The sequence below is a fragment of the Pallidibacillus thermolactis genome, from assembly GCF_025660415.1.
Lineage (GTDB): Bacteria > Bacillota > Bacilli > Bacillales > Caldibacillaceae > Pallidibacillus > Pallidibacillus thermolactis.
Window position 1 is genome coordinate 18,018 of sequence record NZ_JAOUSE010000009.1, and the last position, 26,542, is coordinate 44,559.

Here is a 26,542-nt window from a genome sequence, read left to right on the forward strand (position 1 = left end):
AGTAGCTTCATTTTTTTCGGTTTCACGACCAAATATCTATACTTCTCTCTCTCCATCTATTTTTGATTCAAAAATGGGATTATAGGCACTCTTTTATCGAAACGATTGCACCCTGTACACTTTCGCTTTTTCAACTATTAAGAATTCCTATCGTTCATATTTGACCAGTTATCTATGTTGTGAAAAAATTCATATTAATAAAAATATTATATTAGGAGAGATAAGTATGATAGATTGGCATACGATTAATGGCGAAGGCTTTTTAGCACCAACAATGGCAAAAGATTTTCCCAATCTGCCAGTCGTAAAATCAGAAGGATTATTTTACATTGGCGTTGACGGGAAAAAATATCTTGATTTTACATCAGGAATTGCTACAGAGAATACCGGACATAGACATCCAAAAGTTGTAGAAGCCATTAAAGAACAGCTAAAACATTTAGTTCATGGGCCGATTGGCATTATCAATTACGAATCCATTATGTTATTGGTAAAAAAGCTAAGAACTATTTTACCTGAATCCCTCAATTGCTTTTTCTTTGGAAATAGTGGGGCAGAAGCGATTGAAGGTGCAATCAAGCTCGCCCGGCATGTGACTAAAAGAAATTATATCATTTCTTTCCTCGGTGGGTTTCACGGAAGAACGATGGGAGCCTTAAGCTTAACGACGTCTAAAAGTAAGTATAGAAAAAATTTACCTGTTGGTGCGGGAATGACGTATCAACTGCCGTATGCAAAGCCGACTGAGACACCTGAAGGACTTGATCTGCAAATCTATTGGTCCCAGCAAGTTGAAAAGGATTTTAATAGACTATTCAATCATCAAGTAGCCCCTGAAGAAGTGGCAGCCGTCATATTAGAACCGGTACTTGGTGAAGGCGGATATGTAGTCCCGCCAAAAGCTTGGTTACAAAAAATAAGGGAAATTTGTGATCAACATGGAATCCTGTTAATTTTTGATGAAGTACAGACCGGATTTGGACGAACTGGAGACTGGTTTGCAGCCAATCGATTTAATGTAACTCCAGATATAATGGCCATTGCTAAAGGAATCGCCAGCGGATTGCCACTCAGTGCAACTGTAGCTTCAAGAGAATTGATGGAACAATGGACAGTGGGGAGTCATAGTACAACATTCGGAGGTAATCCTCTAGCATGTGCTGCGGCTTGTGCCACAATTGATGTTTTAAAAGAAGAAGGATTAGTTGAAAACGCCCGTGTCCTTGGTGAATATGCATTAAATCAATTATTAGATATTAAAGAAGGACATCCTGTAGTTGGGAATGTACGAGGGATCGGGTTAATGATAGGTATTGAAATTATTCATCCAGAAACTGGTCAACCAAACGGAGAAGGATTAATGAACATTCTTGAGAAGTGTCTAAAGAAGGGGCTTATCCTATATTTAAGTGGTAATACAGGTGAGGTAATCAGAATGATGCCGCCTTTAAATGTCGATAAAAAACATTTAAATCAAGGAATTTCAATACTTGAGGAAGCGATTACAGAATATGAATTAGAGCTTGGAATTCGGAGGTAGATAAATGAACATTCTTGATACAACTGTACTGATTCTCTATTTTGGTGCATTAATCATAGTAGGAATTATTGGGATAAATAAAGCTAAATCAGAAAAAGATTTTATATTAGCTGGAAGTCGCATCGGTTACTTTACACATGTAGGTTGTTTAGCTGCTGTTATTATTGGCGGTGCTGCGACAATGGGTTCAACAACATTAGGCTATGAATTTGGTGTTTCTGGCTTTTGGTTTGTAACAATGATGGGAATAGGTATTGCCAGTTTAGGGTTATTTCTTGTTAAAAAAATTTCAGTCTATGAAGTTTTTACAATTAGCCAGCTCCTTGGGAAACGTTACGGTGAAGGTACTCAGCTAATTAGTGCCATTGTTACATCCATCTATACACTTATGATCGTCGTGACACAAGTGATCGGAATGGGAAGTGTCATCCATGTTTTACTAGGTTGGCCAGTTTTAACATCGATGTTTATTGGTGGTGGAATTGTTCTCTTTTATACAGTTTTAGGTGGCATGTGGAGTATAACCCTAACAGACATTATTCAATTCATAGTGATGACAGTTGGTGTGTTTTTTATCATGTTCCCTTATAGCGTGAATAGTGCAGGTGGATTAGCCACTGTGTTTACTAGTGTACCGGAGAGTCATCTTAACTTAACAAACATTGGTGGCGATAAAATTTTCCAATATTTTCTTTTATATGCGTTTGGATTAATGGTTTCCCAAGACATATGGCAACGTGTATTTACTGCTAAAAATGAAAAAGTTATGAAAAGAAGTGCCATTTCAGCCGGCGTATATAGCTTTCTTTATGGTCTGACACTTAGCATTGTAGGGATGTGTGCATTCATTGTTCTTCCAAATTTAGAGGATTCACAATCTGCATTTACAAGCTTAGCTTTAACCATTTTACCGCCAGGAACGTTAGGGTTAGTGTTAGCCGCTGTTTGTGCAGCATTAATGTCAAATGCTTCAGGAGCATTATTTGCTTCTGCAACCTTAATCACAAATGATATCATTAAAGTCTATTTAAAAAAAGATATGAATGATAAAGCTATAATTCAAACATCACGTATCGTAACCCTTGTATTAGGTGTAATAGCGATTATTTTCTCTGCATGGATTCAAAATATTCTAGTGGCATTAGATATGGCTTATGCGATATTATCAGGTGCTATTTTTGTACCGCTAATCATAGGGTTATTTTGGAAACGTACAACGAGTAAAGCGGCCTTTTATGCCATTATTGCTAGTACAATGGTCATCTTTATTACGTTTGTTATTTATGGGATTACCTCTACTCTACCAATTATTTATGGTGTGTTCACGGGATTATTCGTTATTGTAATCCTTACAATATTTAATCCAGCAAAAGCCAAAATTAGTGAACGTGAAAGATATTATCACTAGAGATTATAAAGCCTATTCAAGATGATACTTTGAATAGGCCAAATTATATTCTATTAAAAAAGTATTTACTTATGATACGGTTCACCGTGGTAATTTAAGAGGCAAAACGGACACTGGGATGTACTTTCCAGTGTCTATAATTTATGTTTACTCACTCAACGTGCAACGAGCGGGGTGGATTGATGTCTTTTACATTGTCGGTAGTCGGAAACAAGTCAAAGGCACTTTTTGCACTATCGGTAGGCGGGAACATATCGACATATATAATTATAACGCCAACTACTAGATTTGTAATTGGCGTTATAATTATTATGACTTTAGTTTTGCTTTTAACTCTTTTATTTTTGTTTCTATTGTTGATATTACTTTTTTAAATTCCTCATCACTCTTACCTGTAGGATCATCCAACCCCCAATCTTCCCTGTGTTTACATGGAAGGTAAGGGCATTCCACATTACACCCCATTGTAATAACAATATCTACTGGAGGTATTTCATCAAGCAACTTTGAATATTGAGTTTTCTCCATATCTATATCATAAAGCTCTTTCATTAGGCGCACAGCATCCTGGTTAATTTGAGGTTTTGTTTCTGTGCCAGCAGAGTAGCTTTCAAATACATCTCCTGCAAAGTGCTTACCAAGTGCCTCGGCTATTTGGCTTCGACATGAATTATGAACACATATAAATGCGACCTTTAGTTTATTACTCATTAAGCATTACCTCCTTTCTAGCTTTTTTCTGGAAACCAGTGCCTTGTATTATTCGCTATCTTTACTAATATCAACATAACAGGCACTTCTGTTAGAACCCCTACAATGGTAGCAAGTGCAGCTGGGCTTTGTGTTCCAAACAATGCAATCGCAGCGGCAACTGCCAGTTCAAAAAAGTTAGAGGCACCAATCATACCAGCAGGCGCTGCTATCTCATGAGGTAGTTTTATAACCTTGCTTGCTAGATATGCAATGAAAAAGATTAGGAAAGTCTGAATAATTAATGGTATAGCAATTAAAACAATATGAAGTGGATTATTCAGAATTACATCGCCCTGGAATGAAAAGATTATTATTAATGTTAGCAATAGACCTATGGTAGTGATATTCCCAAACTTCGGTATAAAACTCTTTTCAAAGTAATCGAGTCCTCGCTTTTTTGTGATGTAATTACGGGTAATTATACCACCAGTCAGCGGGATAACAACAAACAATACTACAGATAAAACAAGAGTGTCCCAGGGTATGGTTACACCGCCCACACCTAGAAGAAACGCAACTATGGGCGTGAAAGCTATGAGAATTATAAGATCATTTGTTGCCACTTGCACGACGGTATAAGCCGCGTTGCCTTTGGTCAAATAACTCCATACAAATACCATCGCTGTACACGGTGCAGCTCCAAGAAGTATTGCTCCCGCAAGATAGTCTTGTGCCAATTCTGCCGGAATTAGAGATTTGAAAATTACAAAGAAAAACAGCCATGCAATGCCGAACATGGTAAAAGGCTTTATCAACCAGTTGGTTATCCATGTAACAAAAAGTCCCTTGGGATTTTTGCCTACATTTCTTATGCTTTGAAAATCTACTTTTAACATCATTGGATATATCATAAGCCAGATTAAAATAGCCATAGGTATTGAAACATTTGCATATTCAAAACGCCCTAAAAACGCTGGGATTCCGGGTAAAAACTTTCCAATCAATACCCCTGCAAACATACATAAAATAACCCATACGGTTAAGTACTTTTCAAAAAATCCAATTCCACTATTTTGTTCCTTACTCATGTTAAATCAATCCTTCTTTCTTTTTAAGCTATCAAAAAATGTAATTAAGTTTTGTGGGATTTCATATTTCTCATTTGATAAAGGGATTGAACCATGGCCACTATAAACTTCTTTCAAAATGGCGTTGATAATCATGGATTTTGGAGGTTCCGTATACTCTATACCATCCTGCACCCAAACCCTGCAATCCACAGAGTCACCACACAGGTCCCCACATTCCTTACAGGAAGATTCCTTAACCTCAAGAGCAATATCCCTGGCATTTACACGAATGGTTGGAGAACTTAAAAAATGGTTTTTAATGGCTAACTCCCTCGAATTTATATTAATCTTATTAACTACTATCTCAAATCCTGACTCACTTAATACTGTAGATACTTCATTGACTGCATCATAGAGGTTAGTTTCAGTTCCTTGACACCTTTTACATACATTTAGGTCGAGATAAAGAAAATCAATTATAATCTGCCTTTTTTCCTGTTCTTGTCCGCAGCAACCACTGCCACAAGAGCAAAAGCCAGTATCACTTTTATTCATCACTTTTACTACCTCCAGAGCAGTTCACTTTACTTTCAATTGATGCATCCTGATCCTGGAACCAAGGGATTCCAACAAAGTTATCAGAACTTATTTCCTTAAATTTTTCTAGCCATTGCTTTTCAGCATCAGCGCGAGCTATTGACATACTATTTTTAGATTAACTACCCACCATTTATTATTAATTCCCGTTCTATTTAGGTCATCACCCAGTCTCTGAGCTTCAAATACCGGTGTTGCTTCAGGCAATGTAACAATAATAACCTCTGTTTATTTCTCATCCCGAAGTCTTGGAAGTAATCTTTGAACAGATATTGGCGTTTCACCTTTTGTTCTCTGAACCTTTTTATGATAACTCTGTGTAGAATCAAGCAACAGAAGCGTGTGACCTGTTGGTGCAGTATCGATAAGTACAACTTCGTTTTTAGCCTTGTCAACAATCTCAGCAAAAGCTATAAATACTTTAATCTCCTGTGTGCATGGAGAGCGTAAATCCTCTTTAACATAAGCAACATCATCTTCGCTCATTGTTTCACGAGCCTTACTTAATACCTCATCTTGATATCGCAATAGTTCCTGCTTTTCATCTATTTTACTTAGTTTAATATTTTTAGTATCTTCAACCACATATTTGAGATGATTAGCTGGGTCTGTAGATGTTAAATGTACCTTAACACCCTTTCTAGCAAGAGCCACAGCAATGGTTGCAGCAATAGTTGTTTTTCCAACACCGCCTTTGCCCATTGTAAATATCACTTTTTTACCTGCCCTATAAATATCTTCAATCAGAACATCTAGGTGTCTTAAATTTAAGGATTTGTTATAAAAATTATTTCTTGTGTAATCGTCACTATATAAAAATGTTTTAATATTATCAATACCTACAACGTTATAGGAACGAAGTGGTATAGTGAAAATTTTAAACTTTTTTAAACCCTGTGGCATATTTTCCAAAGTCTTTTGCTGCTTATCTAACATTTTAATCGAAACATCGTCAGTTGCTTCACTCAGTATACCACTGATAACTAAAACCTGATTGTTTATCCCTAGCTCACTAAGCTCATGGCTTGAACGTTCAGCTTCAATCAAAGGAGTTTCCTCCGGCCTCGATACCAATATCAAAGTTGTTTTATCTTTATCTGCAAGGTTTTCAACCGCATTCTTATACATATTCTTGAAGTCCAACGAGCTGACCTAAACATGACGTCCCATGTGTACTTTCACTGATAAAATTACTCCAGGCTGATGGTAATTGCAGCATACGAAGTGTGTGCACTGTCAGAGCAGTATCAAAAATAATATAATCGTATTTATTCTCTGTGGATTTATCAGTGATGAAGTTCGAAAACTGGTCAAAAGCGGCAATTTCAACTGTACATGAACCTGAGAGTTGTTCCTCCATATTTACAATTACACTATCCGGCAACTTCCCCCTATATGGAACAATAACCGATTCCCTATACTCTCTGGCAGCTTCCTCTGGGTTAAGATTCGCCACAACTAAACCCGGCACTCCATCAATCGGCACACCTTTGCCATCAATCTCAGTATTAAAAACATCCTGCAAATTGGATGCAGGATCAGTGCTTATAAGGAGAACACTTTTTCCATTATCAGCTAAATTTACTGCCACAGCACAAGCGATTGAGGTTTTACCTACACCACCCTTTCCTGTGAAAAACATATACTTAGTCAGATTTATCCCATCTAAACTAAATGGCTCATAATTATTCTTTAACATCTTAACAGCACCCCTTTGGTCCGCAGCAGCCGCTCTTCTTTTGAGGTTTTGTGCTTATTTCCACCCCTAACCATTCTGAAAACTCTTCGTTTGTTGGGTAGCTTTTGGTTTTTACAATTTCACCATCTGCCAGTGTTACAGGAAGAATATCTGCTCCTTCCTTTTGTAGAATTTCACTTATAACTTTATTGGTGATAAAATCCTGAGGTTCACTTGACAAACCATGCCTTTTTATAATAATATTTTTTCTTTAAGCGAATTAATTACAGTTGCTACTCTTAACAGCTCCGGATCAATAGATGGACCACAAACTCCTGTTGAGCAACACATTGCTGGGTCAAAAATCTCAATATTTTTCATTACTAAATCCTCCTTAACAACATTGATTATCAGATTTTTTATTTTTGCTCTTTTTACAAATACAATCTTCTTTGTCATTTGTTATGCATGTAAAGAAAGCTATTACCTCATCCGTTTTTTTCTTGTTTAATGTATATCTCATCCATGCCCCATCACGTACTGCATTTACAAGACCACTTTCAGATAATATCTTCATATGATAACTAAGAGTGGATTGAGAAATACTGAATTCTTCTAATATATCGCATGCGCACATTTCTCCACACGATAGCATATCAATAATCTTTAACCGTGTTTCATCTGACATAGCCTTAATTGCAGGAACATAATCTGCATATGAATGTTTCATGAAATTACCTCCTATATATTCATATGTATCAATGACATCGAATGTTCTCGATATCTTATAATAAGAATATCAGGCATATCGATAGTTGTCAATATGGTTTTATAATAAGTTAACGACAAAAAGCGCCGACTAAGATGCCACTGCACCTCAATCGGCGGTCAAATTCGTTTTATTTTTCTATATCAATTTCTACACCAGATTTAAATTCAATAGTTAGTTTATCATCATAGACCGTTATTTTCTCTATAAGTCTCCTTACTAGTTGCTCATCATACTCCTCGAGGAGGGTGGATTGTTCATTAAGGAATTTTTCCATATCTTCTAGCCTTTGCTTGGAGCCTTTTTTGCAGCTTCTTCTGCTAAAGCCTTATGTCTTTCCTCTCTGAGCCTGTAAATCTCATCGGCTATATCGTTATAATCCTCTTTGGAATTGGCCAGTCTCAAAAGGTCTTTTTGTAATTCCTCTAGCTTTTTATCTATCTCGGAAACAACATTATTGCCCGTTTACTTATCACTGTTTCTATATTTTCCTTTAAGATAGTTAAAAAGCCATCCTTTTGCCCTATTAGTTTATTAATTGCATCCACCGTAGCAAGGCCTATCATATCCTCCAGCACGGTTCGGGAATGACAAGTTAACCCTGTATTCTCAAGTCTACTGACGCATCTCCAAACAATCGATTTTTTACCTCGGTTATTCCAATGAACTCTACGGTATATTTCGCCACAATCTCCACAGAAGATAATTTGTGAAAATACATGATTTGAACTAAAGTTTCTTTTCTTTCCGCTAGTACTTATATGTCCTCTACTTCTACGAACTAACTCTTCTTGTACCTGCATGAAAATTTCACGCGGGATAATGGCTTCATGGTTATTCTCTACATAATACTGAGGTACGATTCCGTTATTCACAACCCTCTTTTTTGTAAGAAAATCTACCGTATAAGTTTTTTGGAGCAATGCATCACCAATGTATTTTTCATTGCTTAATATTTTCCTTATAGTACTGGTATGCCACCTTTTTTTCCCCGCTCCCGTAAGTATGCCATCAGCTTCAAGTCCTTTTTTGATTTTATCCATACTTGAGCCTTCAAGATACTCTCGGTAAATCCTTTTGACTATTTCAGCTTCCTCCGGCACAATTACTAATCGCTTATTTTCATCTTTGGTATATCCTAAAAACCTAGAACAATTGACCATTACCTCTCCCTGTTGGTATCGGTATTGATAGCCAAGCTTTACATTCTGGCTTAATGACTGGCTCTCTTGTTGCGCTAAGGATGCCATAATGGTAAGCATAATTTCACCTTTGGCATCCAGTGTATTGATATTTTCTTTCTCAAAATATACCGCAACATTTTTATCTTTAAGTTTTCTGATGTATTGTAGACAGTCCAAGGTATTTCTAGCAAATCGGCTTATTGATTTGGTAATAACCATATCAATTTTCCCAGCCATGCACTCATCAATCATTCGATTAAATTCGTCGCGATTTTTTGTATTTGTGCCGCTGATACCATCATCAGCAAAGATCCCTGCAAATTCCCACTCTGAATTCTTCTTGATAAACTCTGTATAGTGTTCAATCTGCACTTCGTAACTACTAGCCTGCTCATCACTATCTGTAGAAACTCGGCAATAAGCAGCGACCCGAAGTTTTGGTGTTTCATCTTCTTTTCGGCTGTTGCCTACACGTTTAATTGCAGGTATAATCATTACATTTTTATTAACTGCCATCTTGCTGCACCTCACTTTCTATTAAGCTGTATACATATTCAGCTTGTGTAAAAGGATTTGTATACTTCTGAATTACTTGTCCTATGGTATCTTTTTAATTATCTATCCTGCCTTCTCAACCCCAATAAAAAATCTAACCTATCAACTCAACCCCTATCACTTTCATGGTAGTTGACATGTTTCCTCAAAGAATAAAAATAAGGGTTTCCCGACATTAACGTCCTCGACAAAGATGTCATGAGAAAAATTCAATGTCAGGAAACCCTTTATCTATAAGTGCTTAAAGTATCTTTATTTCTCAACCCTTGACATCAATACCACGCACTCCACATGTGTCGGGTGTTGACGGTAGTTATGTTATAAAAATATAAATGAGGTGCAGTGGTGTTTTTTTCATTTAAATAAAGAAAATAATGTCACTTAATTTAAATCTTTTTCTGTCTCTATTTTATAGTGGTTTGCTTGCTAAAAAACGGTTCCAACTAGATATATTATTCTGTCATTCCATCTTTAATCCATTTATTAAATTCAGTTTTAACTACATTACCATAATAGTATGTCCCATAAGTAGAATCTGACTTCTTTGTCCACCAACCTTCGACATTATCATTCGGTTGTTTTTGCTTTTGTATCTCAATATAATTGATATAAAACGTTTCAGACATTACTATTGGATCAATACCGTTCTTATTTCCTAAATCAGATAACTTCGCTGCAATTGCAACAGAATCACCAATCCATACAAGATTATTAATTCCAGACGATTTTCTGCCAGCTTTAACTGCTAATGTTTTTTGTGCTGCCAAGCCAATCCCAGCTTTTATATTAGGAAGGTCTCTGTCAGATAGTAATTTGTTTAACATTTTCATATAAGTGTTTATGTAGAAGGCCCTGTTAGCTATATCATAAAGGTCATTTTTTTAGGAGCTGAATATACAGCAAAAACACAGTCACCTCGTATACCAATTTCCTTCAAATCACCATCTGTATCTATTCTCAATATTTCTATAATCTCAGATGTAAATCCACGTATTACCTTTGCAATTTTTACTTCATCTTTTTCGGAAAATAGAGTGGTTGAATCTCTTAAATCAACAAATATCGCTCCTGCCCATGCCTTATATCCGTTTGTGTATGTAAAATCCTCATCTCTTGGAAACTTTTCAACCTCATTAACTTTATCTGTATTATCAAGAATTTCTTCTACCTTTTTTTTACGATCCTTATAGTCATAACCTTTCAACTCCATTAATTAAAACCTCCTGATTTTAATAAGATTATGCCTATTACATACAATATTAATATTCCTGCTATTCCTAGGAAGGAAAATTTAATACCTTTTTTGTATAACGAGTACTTAATTGTACAGATTTTAGCGTTAATGAAGATTTGGGACATAATATCATTTATATCATCTTCCTCTATTCTTTTAGCCACTTTTTCTTTGTATTCAGGAAAAGTACTTTTGGCTATAGCTTCAAAAAAGTATAATGAATCCTTATAAGTTCCCTGATACACTTCGACTTCCTTACTCAATCTTGGAATCAATACCCTTATTAAACAAAATGCTCCATACACAAAAATGCACAAAGATAAAGTAAAAAATAACAAATATAAAAGATTGGAAAAGTTAAGGTTTTGGATTGCTTCTGAAAAGACTAGATTTAACATATTAATAGAACTATCAGATGCAAATATAGTAAGAAATATACCAATCACGCCAAGGACAATAGATGTTTTAGTATCACAACTTTTAATCCATTCTAAATGCCGATCCATAAAAGCGTATGAAGCAGAGGACGAGGTTATTAATAGAATTGAAAAACTCGTTACCAATAAGCAAAAGCTATATAAAACATTAAAAGAAATAAATTCAAGTTCTGCTAGTTCTCTAAACAAACTGAATAAAGAACTAGAACAGATTGAAAACCGCTTGTTAGAAATCCAGCACTTGCAGGACAAATATATGGAAGCTTTTGAAAAGAATACACTCCCGATAGATATCCTTCAAGAAAGATTACAAAAGGTTTCCAATGAAAAAAGAGAATTAGAACAGAAGAAAAATGAGATTACATTACATTTGAGTTCTTCTGACTCAAAAGTTATTCAACCGGAACTTATTGAATTGTTACTTGAAAAATTTCTATTCGTTTATAAGCAGACATCAAGAGAAAATCAAAAACAATTACTTCAATTATTGATCGATAAAATTACAATTAAACAAACAGGAAAATCAAGAACCATTAAAAACATTGAACTTGAATTCGATTTTACAGAAGTCAACATATCTAAAACCTTTATACTTATCCACATGTTGTATCGTGAAGCGGATAATGAATCTGATTATCCACAGCCAATACCCGCTTCCGACAATAAAATTCCACCTTATCTTCAACAATTTTTGCCTCTATTTATGGTACGGTTCATTCCGATTAATTCGAAAGGCACGATATATTTGCTCTAGTAATATGAGCCGCATTAACTGGTGGGGGAAGGTCATCCTTGAAAAGGATAGCGCAAAATTACTTCTCTTTTGCACTTCCTCACTTATCCCAAGGGAACCGCCAATAATAAAGGTAAGGTGACTATTCCCATATGTCGTTAATTCGTCTATCTTTTTTGCCAGTTGTTCTGAAGAAAGCAACTTCCCTTGTATTTCTAATGTAATGACATATGAGTCTGGATGGACATGTGCTAAAATTCGCTCCCCTTCCTTTTGTTTAACTTCCTTCATTTCCGCTTCACTTAAATTTTCTGGCGCCTTTTCATCAGCAACTTCAATAAGCTCCACTTTTGTATAGCCTTTAAGTCGTTTTGTATATTCTTCAATTCCCATTTTTAAATATTTTTCTTTTAATTTCCCTACTGATAGAATTGTTATTTTCATCATTAACCTTCCTTTAATATAATCTATACATCAGTTTAACATAACTCATATAAGGGATTACAAGTATTGGAAATGAACATTTATTTCCCAGGGATAAAACATTATTTAAAATATTCTGATAAAAAATATTTGAATGGTTATAATAAATCTATATAATTGTGTAAGGTGGAATTTATTGATTGGATATTGATCATGCTGTACTCTTATATAAAAAGAAAAACAAAACAGAAAGTAAGGAGTTCATGATGAAAACACTATTAATTGTTTCCCATCCAGATATTTTAGAATCAAGTAGTCAGCAATACTTTTTAAGTTCATTAAAGGATTTTGATGAAGTTACGGTTCATCACTTAGAAGAAAAATATCCTGATGGAAACATTGATATAAAAAAGGAACAAGATTTATTAAAATCACACGATCGAATTATTTTTCAATTCCCATTTTACTGGTATAGTTCTCCGCCAATGCTTAAACATTGGCAGGATGTTGTGTTAGAAGAAGGCTTTGCCCATGGAAAAAGGGGGAATGCTTTAAAAGGTAAAGAGTTCGGATTAGTGCTAATGATCGGTGTCAATGAAAAGGAATACCAAGCAGGTGGAACAGAATTATTTAGTATAAATGAACTAACAAAACCTTATCAAGCAATGGCCCATAAAACAGGGATGATCTATTTAAAAACACTTTCCATTTTTCAGTTTGCTTACATGGAAGAAAATGAAAAAATGGATACATTAATTAAATATTGGCAAATGCTTACGATGGAAAATAATACGAGTCTCGCTTCCCGCGAACAATGGTTAATTTCCCGACTTAAAAAGGCAATACAGCGTATGGAAAACAAAAAGGATGCAGAAATCTTTCAATTTGCCATTGAATTAATTGAAGAAAATCGATCTTCCATAGACGGTCTAAAAATTGTACTAGATCAAGTACGTCAGACATATTAATTATAGGAGGAGCAATGTCATTGGAAAAAACAGAATGGATCTTACATGAACTACAGCGAATCTATGATAAAAGCAATGATTATAATGAAGTAACCCTCATTAAAGCGACACAGGATATTATCCGTGAACAAGCAAAACGCATAGAACAAATGGAGGGAGAAATTGACGGGACGATTTGGAGCCCGAAACGGTGGGGAGAATAAGTATGTACTGGAAAATATAATAAATAGAAAAAAATGGAGCTGTCCAAAAGGATTTATATAGTAAATGTTGAATATGAATTCAGAGGCAATTTGGAAAAGGCCACACATTAATCTTTGTGTGTGCAGTATATGCATATATCAGAGTCTAGCAAAACCTTTTATGCATCATATACAAAAGCCTGTAGACCATAAGCGCATTCCACCAATGGGAAAAGATTTGCTAAGTACTAAATTTATGGCCAGCTCCTAATATTTTTGAGCGTATTCTAAACATTTTTACTATATGTTATTGATTTATTAAAAAGAAATGGTTAAAATCAATAACATACTTTAATACTTCACAGAAAAAGAGGGTTTATTGTGAAACAAGATTTAATTCGTAAGAAAAACATTTCAGACCTTTTAGAAAGAAAAAAGAATACCCGACTTCCTCAAACTTTAAGTGCCTTTGATTTAATTATGCTTGGTATTGGTGCAATTGTAGGAACGGGAATTTTTATTTTACCTGGAACAGTTGCGGCTACCCACTCCGGACCAGCAATTTCGATATCATTTATAATAGCTGCTTTTGTTTGTTGTTTGGCAGGCATGTGTTATGCAGAGTTTTCATCAAAAATACCTGTTACTGGTAGTGCTTATATCTACACTTATATTACATTTGGAGAACTTGTTGCTTGGCTTGTTGGATGGGCATTAGTTTTAGAATACGGTTTAGCAGTAGCTTCAGTTGCTACCGGATGGTCCGCCTATTTCAATGGTTTATTACAAGGTTTCAATATATCCATCCCGCAAGCATTATCAGGACCATTTAATCCAGAAGCTGGAACATTTATTAATTTACCCGCAATGATAATTATTTTAGTGCTCGCATTTTTCCTAACTCGAGGTGTTCGAGAATCAACAAATTTAAATAAAATCATGGTCTTTATCAAAGTAGGTATTATTCTACTATTTATTCTTATTGGCTTTTTCTATGTAGAGCCCGCAAATTGGCGTCCCTTTATGCCTTTTGGATTCGAAGGAATTTTAAGTGGTGCAGCAATAGTATTCTTTGCCTTTCTAGGATTTGATGCTGTTTCTTCAGCTGCTGAAGAAGTGAAAAAACCTCAAAGAAACTTGCCAATCGGAATCATTGGATCACTGTTTGTGTGTGCCCTTTTATATGTCGCTGTATCATTCGTATTAACAGGCATTGTACCATATTCTGATTTAAACGTTAGCAACCCGGTTAGTTACGTCATGCAGCTTGTAAATCAAGGTTGGATATCTGGCATCATTTCTATTGGTGCGATTGTTGGTATGACAACCGTTATTCTTGTGATGATTTACGCTGGAACACGACTATTATTTGCCTTAAGTCGCGACGGACTTTTACCAAAATCATTAATGAACTTAAATGCTTCTCAAACACCTGCGAAAAGTACATGGACATTTGCGATTATAGTTGCTATCTTTGCTGGGGTAACACCACTTTCACAACTAGCCGAATTAGTGAATATGGGGACATTAATAGCCTTTTCTGCTGTTTCAATTGGTGTAATTGCTTTAAGACAAAATAAACAAATACCAACGGACGGTTTCCAAGTTCCGTTATATCCTGTTTTACCCATTATAACCTTTCTTGCGTGTTTCTTTTTAATTACACAATTATCGATAACCACTTGGATCGCTAGTTTCATTTGGTTCTTAATTGGTCTTTTCATGTACTTCTTTTATGGAAGAAAAAATAGTATTCTAAAATAAGTTTCTTGGCTGTCACAATGAAGATATACTCCCTTTAAGATAGACACAGGTTAAAATGAAAAATCTGTTTCCTTAAGGGGAGTTTTTTGTGTTTTATTACCTAAATATAATCGATCTATAGATGTGTGTTGGTTTTTTTAGTTATGTTGAATTTGAAACGTTTGACAAAGCTTTAATACAATTTAAAGAAGAGCATCCACTTATTCATCGTAATCCGGAAACCAATGGATTTTTTGGGAATCTCTCAAATGAAACATGTTACACCTATTAAATATAAAGATATCAATCTATTAAAAAATAAGTAGTAAGCACAAGATTAAGCTGATTTTAATTCCCTGGAAAAAGTAAATACTATAAAACAAATTTGTTAATGCTTAACAATTGATTCATAACGTTTTAAAACAGTAAACATTCCGTTATAATAGGAAAGTATGTAAACAATGATTAGATCGTTTTAATATAAGAGTTCTGAAAGAAGGAGGTTATTTCATGAACGATTTTGGAGAAACATTGGTTACGGAAATTCGCCAATTTGATAAAAAGGGATCTGGACAAGCTGTCGTATGGCGTGAAAATGAACAAGGAAATTCGAAAAAATTACGGTTAACGATTCCTCAAACATTACCAGGGGAAAAAGTAGAAGTGACAGTAGATAAACCTGAAAAACGTAGAAGAAGAGCCATTTTACAAAAGGTGATTGAACCCCATCCTGAACGAATCGTTCCTCTTTGCCCTCACTTTGATCGTTGTGGTGGTTGTGTCTGGCAACATTGGGAGTACAGTGGTCAATTGAAAGGGAAAACGAATTATGTGAAAGACACCCTTGAGGCACAGGGATTTGATCCAAATCTTGTAAAAGATACCATTGGAATGGATAACCCATGGCATTATCGAAATAAAATGGAGTTTACATTTGCCCCAGATGGATCGCTTGGGCTACATGAACAAGGTAATTGGAGAAAAATTATTCCTTTGGAAACTTGTCTAATCGCAGGCGATATTATGGTTGATGCAGCAATGGAAGTCGCCACTTGGGCGAAGGATCATCAACTTACTGGTTATAATAAAGATACACATGAAGGTTTGTTAAGACATTTAATGGTCCGACAATCCTTTAAAACGGGAGAGTTAATGGTTGCATTATTTGCCACTGAAGCGCCCGAGGGAAATTTAATGAAAGCAAAAGAAGATCTTGTAAAACGCCTGAATGAAAAGATACCTGAAGCCAAAAGTGTATTATGGTTAGAAAACCGTGATTGGGCTGACCGGACACAATCAGAAAAGACCCATATCCTTTCAGGACGTGATTTTATTTATGATGAAATGGCTGGTTTCCGTTATCGATTGTGGTTTGATACATTTTTCCAAACAAACCCTACACAAGCACAAAAGTTAGTAGAGTTGGCTATTGAAATGGCACAACCAAAAAAATCAGAAAAAATGATTGATTTATTCTGTGGTGTCGGTACATTTTCATTACCATTCGCAACAAAAGTCAAACAACTTTATGGAATTGAAATTGTTGAAAAATCAATTGAATCAGCTAAACGAAATGCAAAGGATAATGGTGTTGAAAATATCCGTTTTTTAGCAAAGGATGCACGTCATGGTATTGATCAAGTGTTAGTGGAATTTGGAAATCCGGAACTACTTTTACTTGATCCTCCACGTTCTGGTGCTGGTGGAAAAGTTATGCGTAAGATCGGTCGCTCCGGTCCAGATCGAATTGTTTATGTATCATGTAATCCTGATACTTTCGCAACTGATATTAAAGAACTTGTACCTTTTGGCTATAAACTTGTTACAGTTCAACCTGTCGATCTTTTCCCACATACTGTTCATGTTGAGTTAGTTAGCTTACTAGTAAAAGAATAATGAATAACTTTTATAAAAGGACTTCTACACATTTGTAGAAGTCCTTTATTATTTTAAAACTGATTCAATGTTTATAATTCATAACTTATCAACTGTTTATAAACGACTTATGAACATATCGATAATACTTTTACCGCATTTCCCAAACTTTATAAACAACATATTTACAGCTTATGTACAACTTACAAACAGTTTTTCCACAAAAGTTATCCACATATCAACACCCGATGTCCACATTTGGTGTGAGAATATTCGTTCGCTACTATATATTCTTCAAGTTTTCCACAATATCCACAAATATCTGTTGGTAACTTTTCCACACAATCGGTTCAATCTTGGTAGTTCTTCAGTCTCGATAACCATTTCTTCTAATACGTATTCTGCATGTTCTTAACAACCGTAAATTATAACCATTCCCCCTTTATTCCCTTCACTTATTACCAAAAAGACACCCTTTTAAATCAAGAAAAAATTAACATTTTTACAAGTTAAATGTGATCTAGTCTTTATTTTCCGTTAATGTTATGGTTGTTTCACCATATTTCCCATTACGGTAGTATCCGACTCTAATTGAATCACCTATTTGTGTCTCTTTATATAAGTATTTGCGAAACTCGATAATAGAGTGCACCTCATGTTCGTCTAATTTAACTATGACATCATATTGCTTTAATCCTGCTTTATCAGCTGGGCTTCCTTGCTCTACTCCTGCAATAAGAATGCCAGATTTTACATTGATTGGGAGATGTAATGTTTGCTGTTGATGATATATTGAAATATCACTTAATTCTTGTAAAGAAATTCCAATATACGGCCGTTTAACTCTTCCAAATTGTTCAATGTCTTCAATTATTGGTATTGCACTATTGACAGGAATGGCAAAACCAATGCCTTCCACTTCTTGACGGGCAATCTTCATAGTATTAATTCCAACTACTTGACCAGCAATATTAATAAGTGCACCGCCACTGTTACCGGGATTTATAGCTGCATCGGTTTGTAGGACCTCAGCATTCCAATCAATTAAGCCATCACCATTAAAATCCATCGGTACGGTTCGATCTAACCCGGAGATCACCCCTTGGGTAATGGAACCAGCAAATGCTAAACCCAATGGGTTACCAATGGCAGTAACTGGTTCTCCAAGTTTTAACGTATCGGAATTACCAAAAGGCGCCACTGCTTTTACTGCCTCTCCATCTACTTTTAAAATGGCTAAATCTGTCCAAACATCACTGCCAAGTAATTCCGCATCCACCTTTGTTCCATCTGATAACGTTACTTCAATTTGATTTGCTCCTTCAATAACATGATGGTTCGTCACAATATAAGCATAGTCACCTTGTTTTTTATAAACGACACCCGATCCAGTTCCCGCCTCTTGGGCTTGGGACCAAAAACTTCCCCCTTGTAAATTTGTAATTCCTACTACTGCATCAAATACTTTTTCGACTGCCTTTGTTACACTGGTATCTACTTCATAGGAAATTTGTTCAATTGTTTGACTTTGGTTTTCCATCCTTGTATTTGAATCCTTTATAGGAACATGACTATTCGAACCATTATTTGAAAATTGCAGAAATAAAATAATTGATAATGCGCCTATCATTGCCCCTATAAGACTAGAGAAAAAATATCCCCCTTTACGTTTTTTTCTTTTTTGATCATCGTAAAAATGATTATATTCATCTTGGTTTCGTTCACTCATTCTTCATTCCCCTTTATCAATTCTTCGTTTTATAAGCATTATTTCCTACTTTCTTCCTTCTTATGTATAAACAAAAAAGCTGTTCGAGTTATCATGAACAGCCTCTTATACTTATTCTTTTAATTGAATAACAACAAATGACCTTCTTCTTTTTATACCGCTTTTAGCGTCGTTGGTGTCTTTGGGTCGGTATCGTATAAAGAAAATTGTTCACCAACGACAAAACCTTGTTGTTCCAGAACTTGGGTAACAGACATCCTTGCTAATTCTTTCATATTATTATCTTTACTTAAATGAGCTAAGTAAATTCCTTTTGTCCTGTCACCAATACATTCACTCATTGCCAAAGCTGCATCTTCATTCGATACGTGACCAACATCACTTAAAATTCTTCTTTTTAAATTCCAAGGATAGTTTCCCATTCGTAACATTTCAACATCATGATTACTTTCAAACACATAATAGTCGGCATTTTTTATCGTACCAATCATTCGATTACTTACATATCCTGTGTCTGTTATAATAACAAGCTTTTTACCACTATGATGGAATATGTAAAACATAGGTTCTGCTGCATCATGGGATACACCAAAGGACTCAATATCCAAATCTCCAAATGTTTTTACCGATTCCATATCAAAGATAAATTTTAAATCCGTTGGAATTTCGCCAATAGAACGAGACATCGCTTGCCATGTTCTTTCATTTGCATAAATAGGAAGATTATATTTTCTTGCTAATATACCGACTCCTTTAATATGGTCGGAATGTTCATGTGTGACTAAAATGCCATCCAAATCCTTCGGAGAGCGATTAATTTGTTGAAATAAAGATTCCATTTGCTTCCCACTAAATCCAGCATCGATAAGAAATGCTTTTTTTTCAGTTTCAACATAAATTGCATTTCCAGTACTACCGCTTGCCAATACGCTAAAGTTTAACGCCATTTAGGTTCACTCCAAAAATCAATATCGTTATGTAACTATAAAACTACTATTCTATGAAAAAAACCGCACTTAATTGGAAAGGCTAGTAGACCTCTCATCTACCAGCCTTCAGCTATATTCATCATATCACAATTTTCTTTTTTGAAAAAGTTGCACTTCATTCAATCACTCAACAATTACTCTTTGTTCATTAAAAACATGACCTTCGATTGCATTAATAAAATATTCAACTTCACCATTTAAAGTAATCCGCCAAGTTGGAGCTAAAAGTTGAGATTGACTTTGCGATTGATTGGGTTCACTTGAAACAAGAGAATAATAGCCAAGTTCTACATTCGATACTGTACTTTCGGCCTGAAGTAAATTTTTGCTTAATAAAATACTCAATGCTTGCTTTGCTGTAATAATATTTTGCTTTTGTATTTCTTTTATATTTTCCAGCATATTTTGTGTGTAGGATTCAATTTCATTTTTTTCATTAAGCTGAATGACAATTTGTGAACTCTCGTTATTAAATAACATTTGACCATTAAAGACTTGATAATAGATAATTTCATTTTTTTCTTCATTATAATCCCAATACTTATATTGGTTACCATTTAAGGCTTGTGAATGTATAAATTCATCTACATCTTCTATTTCCCAATCCTTCTTAAGGGGAATTGGTGTATCCATTTCAACTTTAATACCTGAACCGAAATTGACGATCTTTTGTTGGTCCGTTTCGAGATCATTAATACCTATTTGTTTTACTTCTGCCTCCAAATAGGGCGCCGATGTTGGTTCAGTTGGTAAGTCATTAACTTGAATGTTTTGCGCTTCTAGTCTCTCATCAATGGTAATCTCTTCAATCGTATCAAAGGTATTTTCATTTCGTTGACTAATTAATTGTTGAATCAGGAATAGATCTAGTAATAGAAATGTAATAATAAATATTGTTTTTGCCCTACTCCAATCCATTATTACTCCCTCCTAGTGGTTTCGTCGGAGTATTTACGCCAACTATTATTCTGTTTATAGAACCAGGAAGGTTGCATAACTTTTTTAGGGCCATAACTATAAAAAATTGCCAAGTCATCAAATTTAATATTATCAGTATTTAATTTTTCAATAATCTTCTCTCCTGATTCAATCGTAATATTTTCACTAGCAAAAGATACATATTCTACAAATGGCCGTTTATAGGAATGAACCTTATTATCACCGATTTCAAGTTCCATTCGTGAATGATCGTTCGCCACCGGATAGTTTTTTAAATATAATTGAAACACGACTTTATTTGGTTTTTGGAAAGCATTTGAATAATAGTAAGAATCTGTCCAGCCACTGTGGCTATTTATATATTGAACACTTGTCAAGATCATATCACTAATATTTTCTTCTGTATTTTCTGGGATTGATGTATTAACATAAGTAAAACTATCCGTAACCACATTGAATTTTAACAAGCTTGTTCCATCGGTAAACGAATTACCTTCTTGTTTGACAAAATTCGGATCAGGAAATAGTGCTTCTTTAAATAAATCGTAAGATAACTTTTGCGTATGAAACTGAAATATTGGTAACTTCATTTCTTCATTCTGCACATATATATATTTTCCTATATTATTGCTTAGAGCAATATAGTCATAACCTTTATTTTCAAATTCATCCATTACCTTTTGGAAATCATCTAAGTAATTGTGTTTTACTCTCGCTTTAATAACAGATCGAAGGTCAGAAGTAGCAAAATATACGACACCATCATCATTTATGACATCACTTCTAAAGATAAATATTTGGTTAAATACTGCTTGCTCTGGAATCTCTTGTGATTCTACAGTCACATTAAAAATGGATTTGGTTAAGCTAAATGGAATATCTCCAGGATACTGAAAGATCATTACTTGGTTGTCGGCGATATCTCTAAATTTATAATTAAATTCATCCGTACTATTTTGAAAAGAATAGAACTCCCACTTATGGAGTTCATTGACGATTTTAGTAATATCCTCCATATTTTGCGTACCTTTATATACATCATCATCGACTCGATAAACAACCTTCATTGGATAAACTAATTCTTTAATATCTTTTTTCTTATCTATGTTTACTTCATTCACATACTCCTGATTATCTCGAGCAAATCCATAATTTTGTTGAAAAGTAACGATTTTCCAAAACAAAACAATGCTCAATAAAACTAAACCTGTTAATACGATCGTTTTTATTTGTTCAATTTTCAATAAAAATCATCCCCTTTTTTACGATCAAAAGGGAGAGTAAAATGAATGGTTGTCCCTTTTCCTTCGGTACTTGTTGCCCAAATCTGGCCGTTGTGAGCCTGAATCATTTCTTTTGCAATCGCAAGTCCTAGTCCTGTCCCACCAAAACGTCTTGCTCGCGCTTTATCCACTCGATAAAAGCGATCAAAAATCCGATGGAGATTTTCCTTCGGTATACCAACACCTTGGTCCGCTATTTTCACTTCTATAAATTCATGATACATCATTACCTTGCAAATAATTTTGCCACCATCTGGTGAATACTTAATGCTATTTGAAATGATATTATCTAATACTTGCGTAATTTTATCTTGGTCAATATCCACGATAATTTCAGTGTCTGGGATTTTACGAACAAACTCAACATTTTGATCCTTCGACATTTCAAAGCGATCAATAATGTGATGGAAAAACTTACAAAAATCAATACTTGATTTATTTAATACATAGTCTTTACTATCCATTTTCGACAATTGTAATAAATCGTTGACTAAGCGAATCATTCGTTCCGTTTCGTTTTGTGTAACGTGTAAAAACTTCGGTGCTATTTCGTTATCTCGCCATGCTCCTTCAGATAGGGCCTCAAGATAACTTCGCATCGTCGTTAACGGCGTACGCAGTTCATGAGACACATTTGCAACAAATTCTCGCCGGTCTCGTTCAATTTTTTCCTGTTCCGTAATATCATGTAACACAACGATTAAACCGTTCATTAAACCTGTTTCCTTTTGAATAATAGAGAAATTCGCACGAAGAATGAATGGATTCTCTTTTGTGCTAAAGTCAAGAATAACCGACTCCGTTTCTTCAGCTAATTCTTCAAAAGTATATTGACCTTCCAAACCTAATACTGAAATAATTGATTTCGAAATTACTGTTTCACGTGAAACATTCAGCATATATTCAGCTGCTTCATTTATTAATATTACTTTACCTCTACGATCAGTCGAGATAACACCATCCGTCATATATTTTAAAATAGAGGAAAGTTTGCGCTTTTCACTATCTGTTTTTGCCTGTTCATTTTTTAGTTTCCTTGATAAATAATTAAATGCTTCGGCTAATTGGCCAATTTCGTCATTTCCGTAAACTTTCACTTTCCGGGAGAAATTTCCTCTTGCCATTGCCTGAGCTTGTCTTTTCATATCCATAATCGGTCTTGTAATTGTTTGGGCAACAAAGACAGCCAATACTGCCGTAATCCCTAAAGCAATGGATGTTCCCGTTACTAAAACGCCGGTTATAACTTGAATTTGACTGAAAACTTGTTCGATATCCCCTTCAATGTATAATACAGCTTCCACTTGTCCATTCACATGAATGGGAACATATAAGTACAATATCCGTTCATTATTTTCATTTTGTAATGTATTTTGGATCTTTGACTCTGTAACAATAGTACGAGATACATTTTTATCCGTCGTTTTTTGTCCAACGATTCCTTGGTTATTTTGATCCGAAGTGGCTAATACCCTGGAGTTCTTATCATAAACCATAATTAGTTGAATATCGTTGGACGTGTTTTCAGATAATAATGTGCGAATTTCATCTCTTAATGTATTAATCCCTTCCTCATTACGTTCAATCAATAATTCTTGTTCAATATTATATTTTAATAAATTGACACGATTTAATATCGATTCTTTAAAGTTCGCTGTAAGTTTCAATTCCAATTCACGTACAAAATAAACTCCAATAATTTGCATTGCAATTAGAATAAGTAATACAAAAAAGAGAATAAACTTTAAGCGAATTGACGAAAGGATTGAGAATTTTTTCATTCGTTACTTTTACTCCTGCTCAGGATTTTGTAAATAATAACCTACTCCTCGACGGGTAACTAACCAGCCTGGATGACTTGGATTGTCTTCAATTTTTTCACGTAAGCGTCTAACGGTTACATCAACAGTACGAACATCACCAAAATAGTCATAACCCCAAACCGTTTGCAGTAAATGTTCACGAGTCATAACTTGTCCAGGATGTTTCGCTAAGTAATATAAAAGTTCAAATTCGCGGTGCGTAAGTTCAATCGTTTCCCCCCGTTTAGAAACAATATACGCATCTGGATGAATAACTAACGAACCAATTGCAATTTCATTTGACTCGTTTTCTTTGTTCGCTGTTGCAATTTGTTGATGGCGACGAAGATTGGCTTTTACACGAGCTAAAATTTCCCGTGTGCTGAATGGTTTCGTTACGTAATCATCAGCACCTAATTCGAGACCAAGGACTTTATCAATCTCAGAATCCTTAGCTGTTAACATAATAATGGGCATATCGTATTTTTTTCTCACTTCTTTACAAACTTCCATCCCATCTTTTTCTGGAAGCATAATATCTAACAATATTAAGTCCGGTGTATGTTCCTCTACTAGTTTTAAAGCCTCAGCACCATCATAAGCACATATCACTTCATATCCATCGTTTTTTAAATTAAACTCTAAAATATCTGCAATTGGTTTCTCATCATCAACAACTAAGATTTTTTTGCTCATTCTTACTTCTCTCCTTTCAGTAAACAAATAGTTCCTTTTTTTATAATGAACAATTCCTTACTTTGAAAATTGATTTTTTTTAGTTTTTCCAAAGTAATGTAAATTAACTAAAATACCTTAATAAGAATTGAGCCGACGAATTAGTAATGTCTAATTTTATTTTACTCGTTTTTTGTTTATTTGATAGTTATCGGAAAGACTCTTATCCATTTATTAATACTACTTTAACATGATGTTTTTAATAATTCATTCTTAAACCGTTCTAACCTTTTCTCATTTAAAAAATTCTTTATAAATTGACAGTAAAATCGTTTCTTAACATTTCCTAAAAGAATAACGAAAGGGGGTGATTCCTGCTACACCAACAATAATTAGTAATCCTTTTACTAATACCTAAATATTGTTGAGTTAGGATTCTGACCCCCGATTATTTTAGGATATTTAATTAAAAATAATTTAATGGGTTTTGTAGTTTATTGTTTTGATAAACTTCAAAATGTAAATGAATTCCAGTAGAATTCCCTGTACTTCCCATTATTCCTATTTTACTACCTTTTTGTACTGTTTGACCAACGGAAACATCAATAGAAGAAAGATGAGCATATAATGTTCTCATTCCATTATTATGGTCAATAACTACTTTATTTCCATAACCTCCATCCTCTCCTGCAAATACAACCGTACCGGTATCTGCAGCAAGAATGGAACGATCGGATGGTCGGGCAATGTCAATTCCTTTATGCATTTTTCCCCTACGATAACCTTGTTTACTTGATATATAACCGCCTTTTGTCGGCCAAATTAATTCCCCTGTACCTTTTGATGGAATTTCCTTGGTTCCGATACGAATGACTTCAGTCACAGGTTCCTTGACTATCGTTTCTTGCACAACCTCTTTAGAAGCTTGTTTACCATTCTTTTCACTAACTTTATAAATTCGCTTTCTCTCTCCATTAGATCCGTTTTCAACAACTTTTGATTCACCTTTATACATTGCATCATCTTCAATATACTTTGTTTCGTAAGGAACCGGTTCTGTTGCTCTAACTTCTTTTTGCACGATCACGTCCAAATATGGTTGATTTACAGTAACGACTAGTTCATCGCCAATTTGAAGGGGGGTATCCTCATTCACTTTCGGATTTAAATCTAGAAGTTCCTTTAGCTTTAAACCATGTTTAGCCGCAATCGTACTTAAAACGTCACCTTTTTGAACGGTATATTTTTCTTCTGATACCGAACCCTTTTGTAGTAATTGAACTGTTTCATCAACTGTCATTACCTTTTCAGGTGCAACACTTTCCATTGAAACTGTCACATTTTTTGATATCTTCACATCTACTATTCGAGACGCATCTAGATTAGAAGAATGCTCTAACTTTTCTGGTTCTTGATCAGATACATAATTAAATTTAACCATTTGTAACACTTTTTCAAGTTTCTTCTCATCTTCCAAATACGCAATAATTTTACCGTTAATTTTTAAAGCAACTGCATTTACGTCTAACTCATACTCGGAATTTAAGTATGATAGTACTTCTTCTTCATTCACTTCTGCATTTTGGAAATTCCGTTGTGGTTTAATCACCAATTCATCCGTATTATAATCAAAATCATGGTTTTTATAGTTCTTTTCAATTTCCAATATCTTTTCCTGTATTTGTTTGTCTACTTTTGTTTTATCTGAAACAGCACCTATATATAAGTCACCATCATATACATGGTAAATTGTCTTATCATTTATATTTTCAGCCGCTATTGCTGTTGCATTTGCAGAAATAGAAGAAATAATAAATATAGTTACTACTGATTTTCTTAAGGTTAGCTTGGAATTTAGGCGGACTCTCTCGGTTTGCTCGGTCATTTTTGACCAATATTCTTTTAGTTTAAAACTCATGAAGTTTCCTCCTAAATTGATTACTCTACTAATATAGTAATTCGAAATCTAAGGATACTTTATCATAATTATGATTGAAAGAGTCCAAACGTCTTTGAATTGTAAACGAAATGTATTA

23 protein-coding genes and 2 pseudogenes are annotated in these 26,542 nt (G+C 34.6%); 7 read left to right on the top strand and 18 right to left on the bottom strand.

Annotated elements, in window-relative coordinates; all coding sequences use genetic code 11:
• Nucleotides 1-226 precede the first annotated feature (226 nt).
• A complete protein-coding gene (locus OEV82_RS05100) occupies nucleotides 227-1,540 on the top strand; it encodes an aspartate aminotransferase family protein (protein WP_263061239.1) in 1,314 nt (437 codons plus the stop codon).
• Between the two features lie 4 nt (nucleotides 1,541-1,544).
• A complete protein-coding gene (locus OEV82_RS05105) occupies nucleotides 1,545-2,948 on the top strand; it encodes a sodium:solute symporter (protein WP_263061240.1) in 1,404 nt (467 codons plus the stop codon).
• 309 nt (nucleotides 2,949-3,257) lie between these two features.
• On the opposite strand, the gene OEV82_RS05110 is transcribed toward OEV82_RS05105, so the two are convergent.
• From OEV82_RS05110 to OEV82_RS05155, 10 genes and pseudogenes are all read right to left on the bottom strand, one after another.
• Nucleotides 3,258-3,659, bottom strand: coding sequence for an arsenate reductase ArsC (locus OEV82_RS05110; RefSeq protein WP_263061241.1), 402 nt, complete (start codon nucleotides 3,657-3,659; stop codon nucleotides 3,258-3,260).
• A 17-nt stretch (nucleotides 3,660-3,676) separates the two neighbouring features.
• Nucleotides 3,677-4,729, bottom strand: coding sequence for an ACR3 family arsenite efflux transporter (arsB, locus tag OEV82_RS05115; RefSeq protein WP_263061242.1), 1,053 nt, complete (start codon nucleotides 4,727-4,729; stop codon nucleotides 3,677-3,679).
• A gap of 6 nt (nucleotides 4,730-4,735) precedes the next feature.
• Nucleotides 4,736-5,266 carry a DUF2703 domain-containing protein gene (locus OEV82_RS05120; protein ID WP_263061266.1) on the bottom strand — a complete coding sequence of 177 codons (531 nt, stop codon included), beginning with the start codon at nucleotides 5,264-5,266 and terminating at the stop codon, nucleotides 4,736-4,738.
• A pseudogene (gene arsA, locus OEV82_RS05125) lies at nucleotides 5,259-7,007 on the bottom strand (arsenical pump-driving ATPase). Before arsA ends, OEV82_RS05120 begins: the two are co-directional and overlap by 8 nt.
• Before the next feature lies 1 nt (nucleotide 7,008).
• Nucleotides 7,009-7,367: pseudogene (gene arsD, locus OEV82_RS05130) on the bottom strand (arsenite efflux transporter metallochaperone ArsD).
• 13 nt (nucleotides 7,368-7,380) lie between these two features.
• The gene (locus tag OEV82_RS05135; RefSeq protein WP_014097256.1) at nucleotides 7,381-7,716 is read right to left on the bottom strand and encodes an ArsR/SmtB family transcription factor; all 336 of its coding nucleotides are present in this window, start codon (nucleotides 7,714-7,716) and stop codon (nucleotides 7,381-7,383) included.
• A 476-nt stretch (nucleotides 7,717-8,192) separates the two neighbouring features.
• Nucleotides 8,193-9,455, bottom strand: coding sequence for a recombinase family protein (locus OEV82_RS05140; RefSeq protein ID WP_456152468.1), 1,263 nt, complete (start codon nucleotides 9,453-9,455; stop codon nucleotides 8,193-8,195).
• A 491-nt stretch (nucleotides 9,456-9,946) separates the two neighbouring features.
• Nucleotides 9,947-10,261 (bottom strand): hypothetical protein, encoded by a 315-nt coding sequence (locus OEV82_RS05145; RefSeq protein WP_263061243.1) that lies wholly within the window; start codon nucleotides 10,259-10,261, stop codon nucleotides 9,947-9,949.
• Nucleotides 10,262-10,353: 92 nt separating this feature from the next.
• Nucleotides 10,354-10,704, bottom strand: a complete 351-nt coding sequence (locus tag OEV82_RS05150; protein ID WP_263061244.1) for a hypothetical protein — start codon at nucleotides 10,702-10,704, stop codon at nucleotides 10,354-10,356.
• On the bottom strand, nucleotides 10,704-11,126 hold the full coding sequence (locus OEV82_RS05155; RefSeq protein ID WP_263061267.1) for a Pycsar system effector family protein: 423 nt from the start codon (nucleotides 11,124-11,126) through the stop codon (nucleotides 10,704-10,706). Before OEV82_RS05155 ends, OEV82_RS05150 begins: the two co-directional genes overlap by 1 nt.
• Between OEV82_RS05155 and OEV82_RS05160 the strand changes: the two genes are divergently transcribed.
• On the top strand, nucleotides 11,077-11,919 hold the full coding sequence (locus OEV82_RS05160; protein ID WP_263061270.1) for a hypothetical protein: 843 nt from the start codon (nucleotides 11,077-11,079) through the stop codon (nucleotides 11,917-11,919). The genes OEV82_RS05155 and OEV82_RS05160 overlap by 50 nt on opposite strands.
• Here the strand turns inward: OEV82_RS05160 and rlmH are convergent.
• On the bottom strand, nucleotides 11,863-12,342 hold the full coding sequence (rlmH, locus tag OEV82_RS05165) for a 23S rRNA (pseudouridine(1915)-N(3))-methyltransferase RlmH (RefSeq protein WP_263061245.1): 480 nt from the start codon (nucleotides 12,340-12,342) through the stop codon (nucleotides 11,863-11,865). The genes OEV82_RS05160 and rlmH overlap by 57 nt on opposite strands.
• 179 nt (nucleotides 12,343-12,521) lie before the next feature.
• Here rlmH and OEV82_RS05170 point away from each other — a divergent pair, with 179 nt between their 5' ends.
• From OEV82_RS05170 to rlmD, 4 genes are all read left to right on the top strand, one after another.
• Complete coding sequence (locus tag OEV82_RS05170) at nucleotides 12,522-13,289, top strand: NAD(P)H-dependent oxidoreductase (protein WP_263061246.1); 768 nt, start codon at nucleotides 12,522-12,524, stop codon at nucleotides 13,287-13,289.
• A 14-nt stretch (nucleotides 13,290-13,303) separates the two neighbouring features.
• Nucleotides 13,304-13,492, top strand: coding sequence for a hypothetical protein (locus OEV82_RS05175; protein WP_263061247.1), 189 nt, complete (start codon nucleotides 13,304-13,306; stop codon nucleotides 13,490-13,492).
• A 360-nt stretch (nucleotides 13,493-13,852) separates the two neighbouring features.
• Nucleotides 13,853-15,235, top strand: a complete 1,383-nt coding sequence (locus OEV82_RS05180) for an APC family permease (RefSeq protein ID WP_263061248.1) — start codon at nucleotides 13,853-13,855, stop codon at nucleotides 15,233-15,235.
• A gap of 489 nt (nucleotides 15,236-15,724) precedes the next feature.
• The gene (rlmD, locus tag OEV82_RS05185) at nucleotides 15,725-17,110 is read left to right on the top strand and encodes a 23S rRNA (uracil(1939)-C(5))-methyltransferase RlmD (RefSeq protein ID WP_263061249.1); all 1,386 of its coding nucleotides are present in this window, start codon (nucleotides 15,725-15,727) and stop codon (nucleotides 17,108-17,110) included.
• 499 nt (nucleotides 17,111-17,609) lie between these two features.
• Here the strand turns inward: rlmD and OEV82_RS05190 are convergent, their stop codons facing one another.
• From OEV82_RS05190 to OEV82_RS05220, 7 genes are all read right to left on the bottom strand, one after another.
• Nucleotides 17,610-18,818: a S1C family serine protease gene (locus tag OEV82_RS05190; protein ID WP_263061250.1), complete on the bottom strand. Its 1,209-nt coding sequence runs from the start codon at nucleotides 18,816-18,818 to the stop codon at nucleotides 17,610-17,612.
• A 152-nt stretch (nucleotides 18,819-18,970) separates the two neighbouring features.
• Nucleotides 18,971-19,765: an MBL fold metallo-hydrolase gene (locus tag OEV82_RS05195; protein ID WP_173662530.1), complete on the bottom strand. Its 795-nt coding sequence runs from the start codon at nucleotides 19,763-19,765 to the stop codon at nucleotides 18,971-18,973.
• Between the two features lie 165 nt (nucleotides 19,766-19,930).
• Entirely contained in the window at nucleotides 19,931-20,725 is a 795-nt protein-coding gene (locus tag OEV82_RS05200) for a two-component system regulatory protein YycI (protein ID WP_263061251.1), read from the bottom strand.
• Between the two features lie 2 nt (nucleotides 20,726-20,727).
• Nucleotides 20,728-21,990, bottom strand: a complete 1,263-nt coding sequence (locus OEV82_RS05205; RefSeq protein WP_263061252.1) for a YycH family regulatory protein — start codon at nucleotides 21,988-21,990, stop codon at nucleotides 20,728-20,730.
• Nucleotides 21,987-23,810, bottom strand: coding sequence for a cell wall metabolism sensor histidine kinase WalK (walK, locus tag OEV82_RS05210; protein WP_173662533.1), 1,824 nt, complete (start codon nucleotides 23,808-23,810; stop codon nucleotides 21,987-21,989). Before walK ends, OEV82_RS05205 begins: the two co-directional genes overlap by 4 nt.
• A 9-nt stretch (nucleotides 23,811-23,819) precedes the next feature.
• Nucleotides 23,820-24,527 (bottom strand): response regulator YycF, encoded by a 708-nt coding sequence (gene yycF, locus OEV82_RS05215; protein ID WP_263061253.1) that lies wholly within the window; start codon nucleotides 24,525-24,527, stop codon nucleotides 23,820-23,822.
• A gap of 445 nt (nucleotides 24,528-24,972) precedes the next feature.
• Complete coding sequence (locus tag OEV82_RS05220; RefSeq protein WP_263061254.1) at nucleotides 24,973-26,424, bottom strand: peptidoglycan DD-metalloendopeptidase family protein; 1,452 nt, start codon at nucleotides 26,422-26,424, stop codon at nucleotides 24,973-24,975.
• Nucleotides 26,425-26,542: the final 118 nt, after the last annotated feature.

What these genes read in the sequence shown, in the direction of transcription:
- OEV82_RS05100 (WP_263061239.1), top strand. Translation starts at nt 227, where the DNA reads ATGATAGATTGGCATACGATTAATGGCGAAGGCTTTTTAGCACCAACA.
- OEV82_RS05105 (WP_263061240.1), top strand. Translation starts at nt 1,545, where the DNA reads ATGAACATTCTTGATACAACTGTACTGATTCTCTATTTTGGTGCATTA.
- OEV82_RS05110 (WP_263061241.1), bottom strand. Translation starts at nt 3,659, where the DNA reads ATGAGTAATAAACTAAAGGTCGCATTTATATGTGTTCATAATTCATGT.
- arsB (WP_263061242.1), bottom strand. Translation starts at nt 4,729, where the DNA reads ATGAGTAAGGAACAAAATAGTGGAATTGGATTTTTTGAAAAGTACTTA.
- OEV82_RS05120 (WP_263061266.1), bottom strand. Translation starts at nt 5,266, where the DNA reads ATGAATAAAAGTGATACTGGCTTTTGCTCTTGTGGCAGTGGTTGCTGC.
- OEV82_RS05135 (WP_014097256.1), bottom strand. Translation starts at nt 7,716, where the DNA reads ATGAAACATTCATATGCAGATTATGTTCCTGCAATTAAGGCTATGTCA.
- OEV82_RS05140 (WP_456152468.1), bottom strand. Translation starts at nt 9,455, where the DNA reads ATGGCAGTTAATAAAAATGTAATGATTATACCTGCAATTAAACGTGTA.
- OEV82_RS05150 (WP_263061244.1), bottom strand. Translation starts at nt 10,704, where the DNA reads ATGGAGTTGAAAGGTTATGACTATAAGGATCGTAAAAAAAAGGTAGAA.
- OEV82_RS05155 (WP_263061267.1), bottom strand. Translation starts at nt 11,126, where the DNA reads ATGTTAAATCTAGTCTTTTCAGAAGCAATCCAAAACCTTAACTTTTCC.
- rlmH (WP_263061245.1), bottom strand. Translation starts at nt 12,342, where the DNA reads ATGAAAATAACAATTCTATCAGTAGGGAAATTAAAAGAAAAATATTTA.
- OEV82_RS05175 (WP_263061247.1), top strand. Translation starts at nt 13,304, where the DNA reads ATGTCATTGGAAAAAACAGAATGGATCTTACATGAACTACAGCGAATC.
- rlmD (WP_263061249.1), top strand. Translation starts at nt 15,725, where the DNA reads ATGAACGATTTTGGAGAAACATTGGTTACGGAAATTCGCCAATTTGAT.
- OEV82_RS05190 (WP_263061250.1), bottom strand. Translation starts at nt 18,818, where the DNA reads ATGAGTGAACGAAACCAAGATGAATATAATCATTTTTACGATGATCAA.
- OEV82_RS05195 (WP_173662530.1), bottom strand. Translation starts at nt 19,765, where the DNA reads ATGGCGTTAAACTTTAGCGTATTGGCAAGCGGTAGTACTGGAAATGCA.
- OEV82_RS05200 (WP_263061251.1), bottom strand. Translation starts at nt 20,725, where the DNA reads ATGGATTGGAGTAGGGCAAAAACAATATTTATTATTACATTTCTATTA.
- walK (WP_173662533.1), bottom strand. Translation starts at nt 23,810, where the DNA reads ATGAAAAAATTCTCAATCCTTTCGTCAATTCGCTTAAAGTTTATTCTC.
- yycF (WP_263061253.1), bottom strand. Translation starts at nt 24,527, where the DNA reads ATGAGCAAAAAAATCTTAGTTGTTGATGATGAGAAACCAATTGCAGAT.
- OEV82_RS05220 (WP_263061254.1), bottom strand. Translation starts at nt 26,424, where the DNA reads ATGAGTTTTAAACTAAAAGAATATTGGTCAAAAATGACCGAGCAAACC.